Below are 16,045 nucleotides of genomic sequence, written 5' to 3' on the forward strand. Positions count from 1 at the left end.
GTACCTCGGACTCGGGCCGTCCGCGCGCGTTCTCCCGCTGTGTATTCCACGCGTGCTCCCCGCAACGATTCACCGAGCGTTCGCTCGCCGTTTCCCGATCTTATAGACATCGGTCCCATGGCGCGGCCGATGCCCCGCGCCTCACTCACCGGCCATGAACTCCGCGTCGCGAACCACGACGACGGAGGGTTCGGGGTGGGTCACCCGCCGATCATCCGAGAACTCCGTCGGACCGTAGAGCACGGAGGGAAGGTCCGCATCCTCCGCCAGTGCGTTCCGGATGCCGTCGCGGGTGTTCTCCTCACCCGCGACGTGAGCGGCGATGTAGAGGGCGTCGTAGGCGCGAGCCGCATATTCGCTCGGGGTGAACCCGTATCTGCCTTCGAACGCGTCGAGGAAGTCCAGCGCCGGTTGTCCCGCGCTTCCGCGCGACAGGTAGGTCAGCGCCTCGAACCCTTCCGCCGCGGTTCCCGCCTGCTCGAGGAACGAGTCGGCGTGGGTGGAGCTGGCGCCGACGATCGGAACGTCGATGCCGAGTTCCCGCGCCTGCGCCATGAGGAGCCCGCCGTCCACCGCGGAGGAGAGCAGCACGATCACGTCGGGGTTCTCGGCGGCGGCCGAGGTCAGGAGGGGGCGGAAGTCGGTGGCGCCGGGTGGGTAGGCCGATTCGTGCACCTCGTCGAGGCCGATCTCCGCCGACCGGTCGGCGAGGAATCGGTGCGCATCCGCGCCTGCGGCGGTGTCGGGGACGAAGACCGCGGACCGGGTCCCTTTGGTGCGGGCCAGGTCGGCGAGTCGCGGTGCTTCGAGCTCGGGCGACACGGCGGTGGCGAAGATGTAGTCGCCCGGCGAGGTGACGGCGGACGAGGACGCACCGACGATGATCTGCACCAGTCCCTCCTCCTGATACACGGGGCTGCCCGCTTCGGCGGCGGCACCGTAGCCTCCGAGGGACGCGAGGATGGTCGGGTCGTCCGCGAGCGTCTGCGCGACGGTGACAGCGAGCGCGGGATCGGCCTGCGTGTCCTCGTATTGCAGCTCGATGTAGCGGCCGTCGACCCCGCCCGATTCGTTGATGTGCTTGAGCGCCAGTTCGAAGCCCTGCGTGAAGTAGGAGCCGTAGACCGCATCGGCGCCCGTCTGCGGCAACGCGATACCGAATCGGATCAGGTCCTCGACCGACCCCGGCACCGCCTGCTGTTCGTGCTCGTGCTCGTGCTCGTGGTCGTCTTCGGCATCGTGGTCCGATTCTCCCGCGCTCGTGCAGCCGACGAGCGACACCGCCAGCACTGCCGCGCACAGGGCCCCGAGCCCCCTCCGTACTACCGTCATCGCGATCCCCCTTCGCCGGTCGGGAGCCGGTGCGTTATCCACAGCACCGGACCACCCCGCCCATTCTGAGCCAGACGACAGGCATTGGACGAATCCGAAGCGGCGCTGAAATCCGAGCGTGCGGTGAGGCGGCGGGCGCCGGCCTCAGTCGGCCGTTGCGTCGACGGGGTGGGGGCGGCCGAAGTGCCCGACCGCCGTGACGACGACCGTGACCACGGCGGCCGCGATCATGCCGAGCCCGATGTGCACGTTGAGCAACGCGGCACCGACCGCCGCTCCCGCACCGATGAGCGCCACCGCGCCGAAGCGGCGCTTCCAGAGGTCTCCGGTTCCGCGCATGAGGCGGGAATCGAACGCGAGGCCGACGAGGGTGGAGGTGACGACCACGGTGGTCACATCCTTCACCGCGATGTGCCGTGCCGCGCCCGCCTGCATGCCCATGGCGAGACCCAGCGCCCCGGTCACCGCGAGGGCCGCCGGCTCGGGTCGCTCGTCCGGCATGAGGTACATCGACCCACCCGCCGCCGCGAGCAGACCGGCGACGATCGCGAGCAGCACCGTGGTGCGATTCGACCAGCCCGCCTTGAGGCTCCGCAGGGCCGTTCCCGAGATCGTGGCGCCGAGCATGAACAGCACGAGGGCGACGACCGGGCCGAGGATGGGCAGATCATCGGCACCCACGAGGGCCATCCCGAGGATGACCACGTTGCCGGTCATGTTGCCCGTGAAGACGCGGTCGAGCCCGAGATAGCCCACCGCATCGATGACCCCCGTCGAGAACGTCAGAGCGAGCATGAGCCCCAATTGCAGCCCGGCCGGGTGCTGTCGTAGGCGATTCCTCATGTAATTTCCCCGCAATCTGCAGTCGATAGTGTCTGAACGTTACTGGACGGGCGATGGGCGGATGAACATGGGAGACGGTGCGACGGCAGGGGTGCTGCAGCCGGGAAGCGGGCCCATCCGGGCGTCGAACTACCTCCCTGCCGAGCCCGGAAACGTGCTCTGGGGACGGTTGCCCTGCGCCGCCGATCCGGCTGTTCTCACGGTCGACCCGGGCGACGAGGTGACCATCGACACGCTCAGTCACGAGGGCGTGCTCGAGGACCAGGGGCGTGACCCGCGAGCGTTCTTCGGCCGCTTCGGGGTGGCCCCCGACGCGGTTCTCGCCGACGCCGTGACCCTCGCGGCATCCGACTTCCCCCGCGACCCGTCGGTCGACGGGCCCCACATCGTGACCGGACCAATCGCCGTGCGCGGCGCCCGTCCGGGTGACCTGCTGCGCATCACCGTGCTCGAACTGCTGCGCCGCGTGCCCTACGGCATCGTCTCGAACCGGCACGGTCGTGGCGCGCTCGCGGGGGAGTATCCGCGCGCCGCCGCAAACGTGAGCGTCTTCGCCGGGGTGGAATCGACCGGCGAAGACCGCGCTGCCCGCGAGGGCAGCGGGGAGGGGAGCGCAGGAACGGTGGTGGGCACCATGCCGCGCGTGGCCGGCGGACCGCACAGCGTGCGCTTCCCGCTCGCCCCGTTTCTCGGCATCATGGGCGTGGCGGTCGCCGGGAACGAACGGCCGCACTCGGTGCCGCCGGGTGCCCACGGCGGCAACATCGACATCAACCTGCTCACCGAGGGCAGCGTGCTCTACCTGCCGGTGCAGGTGGCGGGCGCGCTCGCCTACGTGGGCGACCCGCACTTCGCCCAGGGAGACGGCGAGGTGGCCCTCACCGCGATGGAGGCGTCGCTCCGTGCCACTCTGCGCTTCGAGGTCATCGACCGGGCGGCTGCGATCGAGTCCTTCGGCGAGCTCGCCGGCCCCATGGCCGAGACCCGCGACTTCCTGGTGCCCACCGGGATGGATGCCGACCTCGACCTGGCGGTGCAGAACTGCGTGCGGGCCGCCATCGCACTGCTCCGTGCGCGGTACGGCATGGATGCCGAGCACGCCTACGCCTACCTCAGCGCGGCGACGGACTTCAACATCTCGCAGGTGGTCGACCTGGTGAAGGGCGTGCATGCACGCGTGCGAGTGGCGGACTTCGATGGCCGATAACGCGGGGGTGCGCGTCGGGCTGCCCGAGGGGGAGGAGATCCCGGACGGCCTGCTCGACGCGTTCTGGCGCTACGAACGGGCGCTCATGGCCAACGACCTGACGGCCCTCGACGCCCTGTTCGCGCCGGGCGCCTCCACCCTGCGCGGGGATGCCACGGGCGTGCTCGTGGGCCACGACACCATCGGCGAGTTCCGTCGTGCACGCGGTGGCTCTCCGGCGCGCACGCTGCACGCCGTGGAGGTGCGCCCCGCCGGAGACGACTTCGCCCTCATCGTGGCGGTCACCGCCCCGATGACCGGAGGGCGCGGGCAGCAGACCCAGCTCTGGCATCGCGGGCCTTCGGGGTGGGTGGTGCAGGCGGCGCACGTGAGCCTGCCCGCTCCGGCCATCGCATCGGCGACCTGGCGGATCGTCGGGACGCCGCTGGTTTCCGGGTCGAGTGCGCCCGCGCAGGACGGTGCCGCCGGTCCGGCCTCCGCTGTGCCGGCCTCCGCTGTGCCGGCCTCCGCCGCGCCAGCCGGCACCGGGGCTTCCGCCGGTCTCGCGGGACACGGCGTCGCGGTGAAGGATCTCTTCGCGGTGGCCGGGCACCCGATCGGCGCGGGCGTCCCGCAGTATCTCGCCGAGGCGCACGCGCAGCCCCGGCACGCCGACGCGGTCGCGGCGCTGCTGGACGCCGGCGCCGACGTGCTCGGCATCGCCCGCACCGACGAGTTCGCCTACAGCATCGCCGGACGGAACCCGCACTACGGCACCCCGCCGAACGCCGCGGTGCCCGGTGCGATTCCGGGCGGGTCCTCGAGCGGACCCGCCGCCGCGGTCGCCGCCGGCCAGGCATCCATCGGACTCGCGACGGACACCGGCGGATCGATCCGGGTGCCCGCGTCGTACACGGGCCTCTGGGGCATCCGCACCACGCACGGCGCCGTGAGTACCGACGGGATGGTGCCGCTCGCGCCGAGCTTCGACACCGTGGGCTGGCTCACCCGGGACCCGGCGACACTGGCCGCAGCGGCGCGGGCCTCGATGGACGCGCAGCATCAACGCTCGGTACCCGCGACGTTCGTTCTCGCGCCCGACCTGCTCACTCGCGTGGATGCTGCGGTACGCGACGTGTTCGTCGGGACGATCTCGCGCTTGGTGGCCGAGGGTCTGATGGCCGCGCCGGAATCGGTGGACCTCGGGAACATCGACGCACTGTTCGAGACGTTCCGGGTGGTGCAGGCGGCGGAGGCGTGGCGAAGCCACGGCGCATGGATCTCGGCGCATCCCGGCGTGCTCGGCCCCGACGTCGCGGGACGATTCGACGCCGCCCGGTCGCTGACGAGCGACGAGGTGAGTGCCGCGCGCGCCGACCGGCTGCGGGCGCAGCGACACCTCGACGCGGTGCTCGGCGACCGTGTGCTCCTGATGCCCGCCGCGTCGTCGGCGGCACCGTCCACCACGGCCGACGCCGCGACGATCGACCGCACGCGCGGCGCCACCCTCCGACTCACCTGCATCGCCGGGCTCACGGGCAGGCCCGGTCTCTCGATCCCGGGGATGACCGTACCGGCGGCGACCACGAGGGTCGCCCCGGTGGGCTTGGGATTGGTCGGCCCGCGCTACGGCGACCTCGCGCTCATCGACCTCGGTACCCGGCTGGCGGCGCGTATCGCCGCACCCCATTCCGCGTAGTCCGCGCTCGTCGCCTGTCCGTAACCGGGGTGAAACATACGTTGCATAGGCTGAGTGCCTGAAACGATCGATTCACGACCCCGGAGAGCGCATGCACACCCAGCCCATTAATCCTCCCCAGCGTCTGCTGATGGGCCCCGGACCGATCAATGCGGATCCGCGGGTGCTGCGGGCCATGTCCGCCCAGCTGGTGGGACAGTACGACCCCGCGATGACCGCGTACATGACCGAGACGATGGAGCTCTATCGCGGCGTATTCCGCACCGCCAACGAGGCCACGCTGCTGGTCGACGGCACGTCCCGAGCGGGCATCGAGGCGGCGCTCGTGTCGCTCATCGAGCCGGGGGATCGGGTGCTCGTGCCGATCTTCGGCCGGTTCGGACACCTGCTCCGGGAGATCGCCGAGCGCTGCGGCGCAGAGGTGCATGTGCGGGAGGTCGAGTGGGGCACCGTATTCCCCGCGGCGGTGCTCGAACGCGCGATCGAGGGGATCCGGCCCAAGCTGCTCGCCATCGTGCACGGGGAAACCTCGACCACGGTGGCCCAGCCGCTCGACGAGCTCGGCGCCATCTGCGCACGCCACGGCGTGCTGCTCTACACCGATGCCACGGCATCCCTCGGCGGTAACGAGTTCGAGACCGACGCGTGGGGTATCGACGTGGTCACCGCCGGGCTGCAGAAGTGCCTCGGCGGGCCGTCGGGCAGTGCACCTATCACCCTGTCACCGCGGGCGGTGTCGATCGTGAACGAGCGCAAGAGCATCGAGGCCGGCATCCGGGCGCCGGGTGACCGGGTGTCGGCGCATCCGATTCGCTCGAACTACTTCGACCTCGCCATGATCCTCGACTACTGGGGGCCCAAGCGGCTGAACCACCACACCGAAGCGACCAGCATGCTGTACGGGGCACGCGAGTGCGCGCGGCTGCTGGTGGAGGAGGGGCTGCCCGCGGCGGTCGAGCGTCACCGGCTGCACGGGTCGGCGATGGTGCGGGGCCTCCGTGGACTCGGCCTCACCCTGTTCGGCGACCAGGCGGTGCGCATGAACAACGTCGCGGGCGTTCTGATCCCCGACGGCATCGACGGCGATGCGGCGCGTGCCGTTCTTCTCGCCGACTACGGCATCGAGATCGGCACGTCGTTCGGTCCGCTGCACGGCAAGGTGTGGCGCGTCGGCACCATGGGCTACAACGCGCGGCGCGACACCGTGCTGCTCACGCTCGCGGCGCTCGAGCAGGTGCTCCGCCGCGGCGGTGTCGCCATTCCGGCGGGCGGCGGTGTGGACGCCGCGCTCGACCACTACGCCTCGGAGCAGGCGGCGTGAGTGCCGCGTTCCTCGCCCGGGTGACCGACGCCCGCCTGGTGCTCGATCGGGCCGACGAACTCGCCACCCACAGCGCCCGGACCGACGGGATCGAGCGCACGTACCTCACCGCCGAGCACCGGGCGGTCAACGCGCTCGCGGCCAAGTGGATGCGCCAGGCCGGCATGCGCACCTGGCAGGATGCCGCGGGCAACGCGTGCGGCCGGCTCGAGGGTCTCCGTCCCGGGTTGCCCGCCCTGCTGCTGGGGTCGCACCTCGACACCGTGCCCGACGCGGGGCGGTACGACGGCATCCTCGGCGTGCTCGCCGCGATCGCGGTGGTCACCCGACTGCGCGAGGGCGAGCTGCCGTTCGCGGTCGAGGTCATCGCGTTCGGGGACGAGGAGGGCACGCGTTTCGGCACCACGCTGCTCGGCTCCCGGGCCGTCGCCGGCACCTGGCAGCCCGAGTGGGCAGACCTGACCGACCCTCACGGGGTGACCCTGCGGGAGGCGGCGCGGTCGTTCGGACTCGACGTCGACGACATCGGCAGCGCCGCTCGACGCGCCGAGGACCTGGTCGGGTACCTCGAGGTGCACATCGAACAGGGGCCGAAGCTCGAGTCCGCCCAGCAGGCGCTCGGCGTGGTCACCGGGATCGCCGCCGCAAGGCGCCTCTCGGTCACGATCGAGGGAGAGGCGCGGCACTGTGCGACGCCGTTCGGATCCCGGCACGACGCGCTCGTCGGAGCGAGCGAGGCGATCCTGGCCATCGAAGACATCGCGCGGGCGCGCGGCAGCTACGCCACCGTGGGCGCGCTCCGCGTGGAGCCCGGCGCGGTGAACGTGATCCCCGGGCTCGTGGAGTTCAGTCTCGACCTGCGCGACGAAACGGCCGAGGCGCGGGATGCGACCCTCGCCGAGATCCTCGAACGCATCACTGCTCTGGCCGCGGACCGGGGGCTCGCCGTCCGCGCGGAGCACACGCACGTCGCCCCCGCGGTGCACTGCGCGCCCCGGCTGCGGGATGTGGTGCGCGCCGGCATCCGGGCCACGGGCGAGAGAGACCCGCTCGAACTGTTCAGTGTGGCGGGGCACGACGCCATGGCGATCGCCGCGCGAACCGACGTGGCGATGTTCTTCGTGCGGTGCGCCGGTGGGGTGAGTCACCACCCCGACGAGGCCGTGACCGAGGCGGATGTCGCGGCCGCGGTGGACGCGCTGCACGCGGCGGTGCTCGTGCTCGCCGAGGGCGGCGCGGGTGGTGGGGCCGGGCCGGCCGCAGCGGCCGTCGAACCTGCCGAGGCTGCAGGGGCCGCAGCGGCCGCCGGAACTGTCGGGGCCGCCGAGTCCGGGCAGCGCGTGCTGCCGTGAGCTCACTGACCGACCGCATCGCCGCGGGCTACACCGAGCTGTCCCCGCAGGAGCGGCGTGCTGCGGACTTCCTCCGCGACAACGAGGGCGATCTGGCCTTCTACACCGCGACGGAGGTGGCCACCCGCAGCGGGGTGTCGAAGGCCACGGTGAGTCGCCTGTATCGGCGGCTCGGATTCGAGAGCGCGGAGGCGCTGCGCGCGCACGTGCGGAACATTCGAGCGAGCGGCACCCCCCTGCGGCGGGGCGTGCCGCAGGGGTACGAGTCGCACCTCGACCAGGAAGTCGCCAACCTGCGTCGCGCGCTGGACTCCGTCGATGTCGCACCGGCGGCGCGCGCGATCGCCGGCGGTGCGGCGGTGCTGGTGCTCGGCTTCCGTACGAGCCACGCGATGGCGTTGCACCTGCGCCAGCAGCTCGCCCAGTGCCGCCCGGGGGTGCGGCTCGGCCCGGTGCCCGGGCAGTCCGTGGGCGAGGAACTCGCGGGATTGTCGAGCGACGACGTCGTGGTGCTCGTCGGTTTCCGGCGACGCCCGCGCGGGTTCGCGGCGGTGCTGGATCGGGTCGCGTCATCACCCGCGACCCTCGTGCTCCTCACGGATTCGACCGGACACCGCTACGCAGCGCGGGCCGACCATGTGCTCGAGTGCCCGGTCGACAGCGTCTCGGCCTTCGACAGCTACGCCGCCGCGGCCAGTGTGATCAGCATCCTGGCGGCGGCCGTTCTCGATGAACATGCGGTCGAGGGGCGCACGCGCCTCGAGGAGGTCGGCCGGGCGTTCCGGGACCTGGACGAGCTGGAGGCGCCGTGACCGCGGACCTGAGTGATGCCGAGCGGGGCATGCTCATCGACGGTCTCACTCGTTCGAGGCGCGGTTTCGGCCTCCATGCGCCGTTCAGCGGTGAGGCGCGGGAGACGAACCCGCGGTGCGGTGATGACCTCACCGTGCGGGTGAGCGTGGGAGACGGGATGCTGACGGCTCTCTCCTGGCATGGTCGCGGCTGCGCCGTGTCGATGGCGGCGGCGGCCGCGCTCGCCGAGATCGCTCCCGGGCGACCGGTGGACGATCTGCGTGCGTTGGCCGAGCGCTACTTCGCGAGCGTGGAGCGCGATGGCTCCGCCTCCGTCGACCTGGGGCCCGCGGAGGCGTTCGTGGGCGTGGGGCGTTATCCGCTGCGTGCCACCTGCGCCACGCTCGCCTGGCGTGCGGCGCTCGCCGCCCTCCCACCCCCGGTCCCTGACCCGTCCCCGCCCCCGGGTCCCTGAGCCGCTCCCCACGGTCCCTAAGCCCGTCGAAGGGACGCACCGGCACCACGGTCCCTGAGCCCGTCGAAGGGGAGCCGATCCCCACGGTCCCTGAGCCCGTCGAAGGGACCCGACCCCACGGTCCCTGAGCCCGTCGAAGGGGAGACGACCCGCGCGGTCCCTGAGCCTGTCGAAGGCACACGACCCCACGGTCCCTGAGCCGATCCCCACGGTCCCTGAGCCCGTCGAAGGGACGCGACCGCCGCAGCCCACGTGATCGACCGGCGCCGCGCTTTCGCTCACACGCGCCCCTACTGCTCACCCGCGCCGCCGTGTCCGTCGATCGCGGTAGTAGATACGGCGGCGATTGAACGAAAGGGTGGCGCCAGCTACATCCGACCGCCACCAGCGAGGGGATCCGGCGCATGCTCCCGCACACCCCGCTCGGCACACACCCACCCGCGCCCACCGCTTCACCCGAGTGGCGCGTCGATGTCCCTGCCGTCGGAGAGCATGCCGCATTCGACGTTCTCGACGCCGTGCTGCTCGAGATAGGCCCGGGCGCCGGCATCCCCGCGCACCGCGTGTGCAATCGGTGCCCAGTGTGCCCGCCCGATGAGCACCGGATGCCCGGGGCGACCCTCGAACACAGCGCGGCGAAGTACCGTCGGCGATACGCCCGCGTCGAGCACGGAACGGCCGACGGAGGCGGGGAGGTCGGGGAGGTCGACGAGGGTGACGAGCGCGGCATCGCCCGACGCGGCGCCCAGACCCGCCCGGAGTGATTGCGACATGCCGCCTGTCCACCGATCCGCGTGCACGATGACGACGGAACCGTCGCTGGGCAGCAGCGTCTGCGCCTCAGCACCCCGCGCACCGAGCACGACGAGGATCGGCGCACAGCCCGCCGCGCGAAGCATCTCCACCGCGCGGTGCAGCCACGGCCGGCCAGCCGCGTCGCGCATCAGCGCCTTGGGCATCCCCATCCGACTGCCCGCGCCCGCCGCGAGCACGACGCCGCACACATCGGCGGGGGAAGGAGCGGTCATCTGTACTGTTATACGTCATGACCGACAGCCAGCTCCGCGACGACCTCTACGCCTGCCTCGCGGTCGAACGCTGGGTGGACGACGTGGCAGCGCATGCTCCCTTCGCCGCGACAGCCGATCTGCTGCGGGTCGCCGCCGACGCCGCCACCCCGCTCAGCCCGGCGGAGATCGACGAGGCGCTCGCTCACCACCCGCGGATCGGCGAGAAGCCCTCCGGGGTGGGGGCCGCCCAGTCGTTCAGCCGCAGCGAACAGAGCTCGGCCGACGCCGACGACGAGCAGCTCGCCCGCGCGATCGCCGAGGGCAACGCGCGGTACGAGGAGCGCTTCGGTCGCGTGTTCCTCATCCGCGCCGCCGGTCGCTCACGGGCCGAGATCCTGGCCGAGCTGACCCGACGCCTCACCCTCGACGACGCCACCGAGCTCGCCATCGTGGGCGAGCAGCTCCGCGACATCGCACTGCTCCGCCTCGAGAAGCTGCACCCGGCAGCATGAGCCAGGTCACCACGCACGTGCTCGACACCGCCCGGGGACTTCCGGCAGCGGGAATCGACGTGACCCTCGAGGCGGAGGAAGGTGACGCCTGGACCGTTCTCGGCAGCGGCACGACAAACACCGATGGGCGCGTCGCATCCCTCGGACCCGACCGGCTCGCACCCGGCAACCACCGGATGCGCTTCGACACCGATGCGTACTTCTCCCGCACCGGGGCTGCCAGCTTCTTCCCCGAGGTCGTGCTGGTGTTCCGCGTCTCGGATGCCGAGCAGCACTACCACGTGCCCGTGCTCCTGAGCCCCTTCGGATACTCGACCTACCGCGGCAGCTGACCGCCGCGCGCCTGATGGTGCGCGCGCGCGAGCCTGTGCAGCAGGACGGGCCGCGATCCGGTCGCGCCGCTGTTGCGGTCGAACGCGCCCGCTGATTCGTAGGCGATTGACGAAAAGTGCGGCGGCAGGGGTTGTGGGGACCGCGGGGCGCCTCCCTTCGACACGCTCAGGGACCGCGGGCGGGGGTGGAGGGGACCGGGGGAGGACCGCGCACCGGGAGCGAAACGCGCTCGAAATACGGCGCACCCGACGCCGTAACAATGTGCTCCTACTCTGACGAAACGCGCACGCACCGGGCTCATCTCCGACTCGCCCCGCGTCGCCCTCCACAGCGAACCCGACAGAAACAGGCCGACATGTCATCGATTCGAACGTCCCGCCGCGCGACCGCGACCCTCGCCGGAGTGGCAACCCTCGGCATCCTCCTCACCGGATGCGCCGGGGAGGATGCCGCACCCGCCGCCGAGGGCGGAGAAGAGTCGTTCGGCGACATCAGCGTTCAACTCTCCTGGGTCAAGAACGCGGAGTTCGCGGGCGAGTTCTTCGCCGAGGAGAACGGCTACTTCGCCGACGCCGGGTTCGACTCCGTCGAGCTCATCCCGGGGCCCGTGTCCACCGAGGCCGCCGTGCTCTCCGGCAACGTGATGGTCGGGCTCGGCAACGCCATCTCCGCCGGGTCGGTGATCGCGGAGGAAGGCGCACCGCTCACCATCATCGGCACCACGTACCAGAAGAACCCGTTCACCATCCTGTCGCTCGAGGACTACGGCAACATCGCCTCGGTCGACGACCTCCGCGGCAAGACGATCGGCGTGCAGGCCAGCAACCAGAACCTGTGGGAGGCGTTCCTCGCGCTCAACGATCTGACCCTCGACGATGTGAACACCGTGCCGGTCGAGTACGACCCGACGCCGCTGTTCACCGGAGAGGTCGACGGATGGTTCGCCTACGTCACGAACGAGGCCCTCGACGCGCAGCTCCAGGACCTCAAGCCGGTCAACCTTCCGTTCGCCGACAACGGCATGCCGTTCGTCGCCGAGAGCCTGATCGTGAACACCGAGACCCTCGACGAGAACCGGGAACTGCTGAAGGCGTTCCTGGTGGCCGAGATCCGCGGCTGGACCGACGCCATCAACGACCCGCAGGAGGCCGCCCGCCTCGCGGTCGAGGAATTCGGCGCCGATCTCGGTCTCACCATGGAGAAGGAGGTGCTGCAGGCCGAGGTGCAGGCGCAGGACCTCATCGTGAGCGCGGACACGGCGGAGAACGGTCTCTTCACGATCAGCGAGACGTTGCAGGAGCAGTCGGTCGAAACCCTCGCCGCCGCCGGCATCGAGGTGACCACCGACCAGCTCTTCGACATGTCACTGCTCGACGAGGTGTACGAGGAGAACCCCGACCTGCTCGACTACGCGGGTTAGGCAGAACCGGTGACCATTCCGCTGACCGGTGCCCGGGACGAGGTCCCGGGCACCGGCCTGCACATCGCCAATCTGAGCAAGACGTTCCGCATGGGCCGCACGAGCGTCGTCGCCCTCGACGACACCACCCTGCACAGCGAGCAGGGCAGCTTCCTCTCCCTGCTGGGCCCGTCCGGATGCGGCAAGTCGACGATCCTGCGCATCCTCGCCGGCCTCGAGACCCCGACGACCGGCACCACCCGTGTCGACGGCAGGAGCCCCGAGGAACTGCGCTCGTCGCACGCCCTCGGCATCGCGTTCCAAGACTCCGCCCTGCTGCCGTGGCGCAGCGTCGAGAGCAACATCCGGCTGCCGTTCGAGGTCGCCGGGGTGCCGGTGGATGCGGCGTACGTGCGGGATCTCATCTCGCTCGTCGGCCTGAGCGGCTTCGAGCGGGCGAAACCGGCGCACCTGTCGGGCGGGATGCGGCAACGCGTGTCCATCGCGCGGTCTTTGGTGCTGCGACCGTCGGTGCTGCTCCTCGACGAGCCGTTCGGCGCGCTCGACGACATGACCCGTCAGCGCCTCAACCTCGAGCTCCTGCGCATCTGGACCGAGAAACCCGCCACCACCCTCATGGTCACGCACGGGATCTCCGAGGCGATCTTCCTCTCCGACCGGGTGGCCGTGATGTCCCCGCGCCCCGGTCGCATCCGAGAGGTGATCGAGGTCGACCTTCCGCGCCCGCGCGTGCCCGAGATGATGCGCACGCCCGAGTTCCATGCCCTGCACGACCGCGCGTCGGAACTGCTCTTCGGTGACGCGCACGAGGTCCGGAACGCGCCCGTGGTCCGGAACGCGCCCGTGGGGCAGCACGCGTGAGCACGACACCGAACACGGGCGCACCGGAAGCCAGCGCAGCGCCAGCGCCAGGGGTAGCGGCAGCGCCAGCGGCAGCGGTAGCGCCAGCAGCACCGGCAACGGCAACGGCAACGGCAAGCACAGAGGCAACGGGCTCAGGCAGAACGCCCGTGGCGCGAACGGGATCCGGCACCAGGCCGTCCTGGCTTCCGGGCGTGATCGGCCTCGTCGCCGTGATCGCCCTCTGGTGGATCAGCGCCCTCACCGTCTTCCGCAACGCCGGAGTGGGGGACCGGGGGGCGATCCCCACGCCCCTCGCCGTGGTGCAGAAGATCGTCGAAGACGGCATCCCGTTCTACGCCAACCACGTCGCGGCCACCCTCACCGAAGCGGCGATCGGATTCCTCTGGGGAAACGGGCTCGCCCTGCTGCTCTCGGCGGTGGTGCTGGTGCTACCCCGCACCGAGAAGATCGCGATGCAGGTCGCCGTGCTCACCTACTGCGTTCCGATCGTCGCGATCGGCCCCCTCATCCAGGTGGTGCTGGGCGCGCCTCGCGGCACCGACCCGTCCGGCACCGCGATCGTGCTCGCCGCCCTCTCGGTCTTCTTCACCACGGTGGTGGGCACGCTCGCCGGGTTGAAGGCCGCGGACCGGTCCGCTCTCGACGTGGTCGCGGTATACGGCGGATCCCGATTCACCCAGCTGCGCAAGGTGCGCCTGGTGTCGGCCCTCCCCAGCATCCTCGCCGCCCTGCAAATCGCCGTGCCGTCCGCGTTCCTCGGGGCGGTCCTCGGCGAGTGGTTCGGCGGCGTGCAGCGGGGAGTCGGACCCGCCCTCATCATCGCGGCGCAGGCCACGAACATCGAGCGAACCTGGGCTCTCGCCCTGCTCGCCGGGCTGGTCGCAGGCGTGGGGTACGTGCTCTTCGGTCTGGTCGCCCGGGCGCTCGCGCCATGGTCACGCGGACAGGCGGCTTTCTCGTGACCGCCGTGCGTTCCGCTGAGCGACCGAGGTCCAGCGGTTCGGTCGCTTCCGTCGGATCCGTCGTCCTCCGCAGCATGGGCTCCGCCGTGCTCACCGTGGCGATCATCCTGACGCTGTGGGTGGGACTCATCGCGGCCTTCGATATCTCCCCGTTCCTCGCGAAGACCCCGCTCGACGTCGTCGACTGGCTCCTCCTCGGCGAGGATGCGCGGGAGAACCTCAGTCTGATCGGCAGCAGGCTGGGGGAGACCCTCGTCGATGCCAGTATCGGTTTCACCGTAGGGATCGTGGCCGCGACCGTCGTGGCCGTGATGTTCTCGCTCTTCCGGGGCGTGGAGCACGCGCTGATGCCCCTCGCCCTGCTGCTGCGCTCCATTCCGCTCGTGGCGCTCGCGCCGATCATCATCCTGATCTTCGGGCGGGAGGTCACCACGACCGCGGTGATGGGCGCCATCGTGGTGCTGTTCCCGGCGCTCGTCACGATCACGTTCGGCCTGCGCAATCCGTCTGCTCAGATCGCCGACGTGGTCACCGTCTACGGCGGCAACGCGCTCACGGTGCTGAGAAAGGTTGCGCTGCCCAGCTCACTCCCGTCGTTCTTCGCCGCCGTTCGGGTGTCCATCCCCGGTGCCATCACCGGAGCACTGCTGGCCGAATGGCTCGCCACCGGGCGCGGGCTCGGGCACTCGATCGTCACGGCGGTCGCGCAGGTGAAGAACTTCGAGGTCTGGTCCTCCGTCGTGGCCATCACCGCCACCTCCATCGTGTTGTATGGACTGGTGCAACTGATCGAGAACGTGGTGCTGGCCCGCATGGGGATGGCGCAGAACGCGTCGGCGACCGCGGGCGGCGGCGCGTGAGTACTGACGCTTCGCCCGCACCGCGGGGCGGGACGCACGACGGAGTCGCGTCACGCGACCTGCGCTCGCTGCCGAAGGCGGAGCTGCACCTGCACATCGAGGGAACACTCGAGCCCGAGCTGGTGTTCGCGCTCGCGGAACGGAACGGCATCCCGCTGCCCTACGCCGATGTGGCGGAGCTCCGCGCCCGCTACGCCTTCGACGGGCTGCAGTCGTTTCTCGACCTCTATTACGCGTGCATGGCGGTGCTCGTCACCGAGCAGGACTTCTACGACCTCGCCCTGGCGTACCTCGCCCGGGCGCACGACCAGGGCGTGCGGCACGCGGAGATCTTCTTCGATCCGCAGGCGCACACTCCTCGCGGGATATCCATCGACACCGTGCTCGACGGACTCGGCCGGGCGATGGCGGATGCCGCCGCGCGGTGGGACATCTCCGGCGGACTGATCCTGTGCTTCCTCCGCGACCGACCGGTGGCTGAGGCGGAGCGCACGCTCGAGTCGGTGGCACCCCGGGCGCACGACCTCCTCGGCGTGGGCCTCGACTCCGCGGAGGACGGCTTCCCGCCGAGCCTCTTCGAAGCGGTCTTCGGCCGCGCCGCTGAATTGGGCCTGCACCGCGTTGCGCACGCCGGCGAGGAGGGGCCGCCCGCCTACGTGGCGGAAGCCCTCGACCTCCTGGGCGTGGAGCGCGTCGACCACGGGGTGCGCAGCATCGAGGACGCCGCTCTGGTGCAGCGCCTCGTCGCCGACCGCGTGCCGCTGACCGTGTGCCCGCTCTCCAATCGGCGTTTGAACGCCGAATCGTCGTTCCAGGCGCTGCCCCGACTGCTCGAGGCAGGACTCGTCGTCACGCTGAACTCCGACGACCCTGCCTACTTCGGCGGGTACATCGCCGACAACTACGCCGTGGTGGCCGACGAGTTCGCCCTCGACGACACGGTTCTGGCGGGACTGGCCCGCAACTCGATCGACGCGTCGTTCGCCTCACCGGACCGCAGAGCCGCGCTGCTCGCCGAGGTCGCCGCCTGGAGCGCGCGGTAGCAGCTCGCCGACGGCGGCGACCGTCGACCTCGTCCGCACAT

The 16,045-nt window shown here is 71.0% G+C and carries 16 protein-coding genes; 13 read left to right on the forward strand and 3 right to left on the reverse strand.

Annotation, left to right across the window (positions count from 1 at the left end):
• Positions 1–141 precede the first annotated feature (141 nt).
• Together EY822_RS10760 and EY822_RS10765 are read right to left on the reverse strand one after the other, a co-directional pair.
• Positions 142–1,332, reverse strand: coding sequence for an ABC transporter substrate-binding protein (locus EY822_RS10760; RefSeq protein ID WP_150308259.1), 1,191 nt, complete (start codon positions 1,330–1,332; stop codon positions 142–144).
• A gap of 144 nt (positions 1,333–1,476) precedes the next feature.
• A complete protein-coding gene (locus EY822_RS10765; protein ID WP_264674006.1) occupies positions 1,477–2,127 on the reverse strand; it encodes a YoaK family protein in 651 nt (216 codons plus the stop codon).
• A gap of 109 nt (positions 2,128–2,236) precedes the next feature.
• Between EY822_RS10765 and EY822_RS10770 the strand changes: the two genes are divergently transcribed.
• The 6 genes from EY822_RS10770 (at position 2,237) to EY822_RS10795 (ending at position 9,000) form a co-directional block, all read left to right on the forward strand.
• Positions 2,237–3,382, forward strand: coding sequence for an acetamidase/formamidase family protein (locus tag EY822_RS10770; RefSeq protein WP_406610326.1), 1,146 nt, complete (start codon positions 2,237–2,239; stop codon positions 3,380–3,382).
• Positions 3,372–5,060, forward strand: a complete 1,689-nt coding sequence (locus EY822_RS10775; RefSeq protein WP_227497211.1) for an AtzH-like domain-containing protein — start codon at positions 3,372–3,374, stop codon at positions 5,058–5,060. The genes EY822_RS10770 and EY822_RS10775 overlap by 11 nt, the downstream gene beginning before the upstream one ends.
• Before the next feature lie 130 nt (positions 5,061–5,190).
• A complete protein-coding gene (locus EY822_RS10780) occupies positions 5,191–6,381 on the forward strand; it encodes a pyridoxal-phosphate-dependent aminotransferase family protein (protein WP_319803478.1) in 1,191 nt (396 codons plus the stop codon).
• Positions 6,378–7,733, forward strand: a complete 1,356-nt coding sequence (locus EY822_RS10785; protein WP_150308262.1) for an allantoate amidohydrolase — start codon at positions 6,378–6,380, stop codon at positions 7,731–7,733. Before EY822_RS10780 ends, EY822_RS10785 begins: the two co-directional genes overlap by 4 nt.
• Positions 7,730–8,545, forward strand: a complete 816-nt coding sequence (locus EY822_RS10790) for a MurR/RpiR family transcriptional regulator (RefSeq protein ID WP_227497212.1) — start codon at positions 7,730–7,732, stop codon at positions 8,543–8,545. The genes EY822_RS10785 and EY822_RS10790 overlap by 4 nt, the downstream gene beginning before the upstream one ends.
• Entirely contained in the window at positions 8,542–9,000 is a 459-nt protein-coding gene (locus EY822_RS10795) for an iron-sulfur cluster assembly scaffold protein (protein ID WP_150308263.1), read from the forward strand. The genes EY822_RS10790 and EY822_RS10795 overlap by 4 nt, the downstream gene beginning before the upstream one ends.
• Before the next feature lie 452 nt (positions 9,001–9,452).
• Here the strand turns inward: EY822_RS10795 and EY822_RS10800 are convergent, their stop codons facing one another.
• On the reverse strand, positions 9,453–10,028 hold the full coding sequence (locus EY822_RS10800; RefSeq protein WP_150308264.1) for a nucleotidyltransferase family protein: 576 nt from the start codon (positions 10,026–10,028) through the stop codon (positions 9,453–9,455).
• A gap of 17 nt (positions 10,029–10,045) precedes the next feature.
• Between EY822_RS10800 and uraD the strand changes: the two genes are divergently transcribed.
• The 7 genes from uraD (at position 10,046) to EY822_RS10835 (ending at position 16,004) form a co-directional block, all read left to right on the forward strand.
• Positions 10,046–10,522 carry a 2-oxo-4-hydroxy-4-carboxy-5-ureidoimidazoline decarboxylase gene (uraD, locus tag EY822_RS10805; RefSeq protein WP_150308265.1) on the forward strand — a complete coding sequence of 159 codons (477 nt, stop codon included), beginning with the start codon at positions 10,046–10,048 and terminating at the stop codon, positions 10,520–10,522.
• A complete protein-coding gene (gene uraH, locus EY822_RS10810) occupies positions 10,519–10,854 on the forward strand; it encodes a hydroxyisourate hydrolase (protein WP_150308266.1) in 336 nt (111 codons plus the stop codon). The genes uraD and uraH overlap by 4 nt, the downstream gene beginning before the upstream one ends.
• A 356-nt stretch (positions 10,855–11,210) precedes the next feature.
• Complete coding sequence (locus EY822_RS10815) at positions 11,211–12,275, forward strand: ABC transporter substrate-binding protein (protein WP_150308267.1); 1,065 nt, start codon at positions 11,211–11,213, stop codon at positions 12,273–12,275.
• A 9-nt stretch (positions 12,276–12,284) separates the two neighbouring features.
• Positions 12,285–13,136, forward strand: coding sequence for an ABC transporter ATP-binding protein (locus tag EY822_RS10820; protein ID WP_406610243.1), 852 nt, complete (start codon positions 12,285–12,287; stop codon positions 13,134–13,136).
• A gap of 149 nt (positions 13,137–13,285) precedes the next feature.
• Positions 13,286–14,101, forward strand: a complete 816-nt coding sequence (locus EY822_RS10825) for an ABC transporter permease (protein WP_150308268.1) — start codon at positions 13,286–13,288, stop codon at positions 14,099–14,101.
• Positions 14,071–14,961, forward strand: coding sequence for an ABC transporter permease (locus EY822_RS10830; protein ID WP_150308269.1), 891 nt, complete (start codon positions 14,071–14,073; stop codon positions 14,959–14,961). Before EY822_RS10825 ends, EY822_RS10830 begins: the two co-directional genes overlap by 31 nt.
• Positions 14,958–16,004 carry an adenosine deaminase gene (locus tag EY822_RS10835; RefSeq protein WP_406610244.1) on the forward strand — a complete coding sequence of 349 codons (1,047 nt, stop codon included), beginning with the start codon at positions 14,958–14,960 and terminating at the stop codon, positions 16,002–16,004. The genes EY822_RS10830 and EY822_RS10835 overlap by 4 nt, the downstream gene beginning before the upstream one ends.
• Positions 16,005–16,045: the final 41 nt, after the last annotated feature.

Source organism: Planctomonas psychrotolerans, assembly GCF_008642235.1.
Lineage (GTDB): Bacteria > Actinomycetota > Actinomycetes > Actinomycetales > Microbacteriaceae > Planctomonas > Planctomonas psychrotolerans.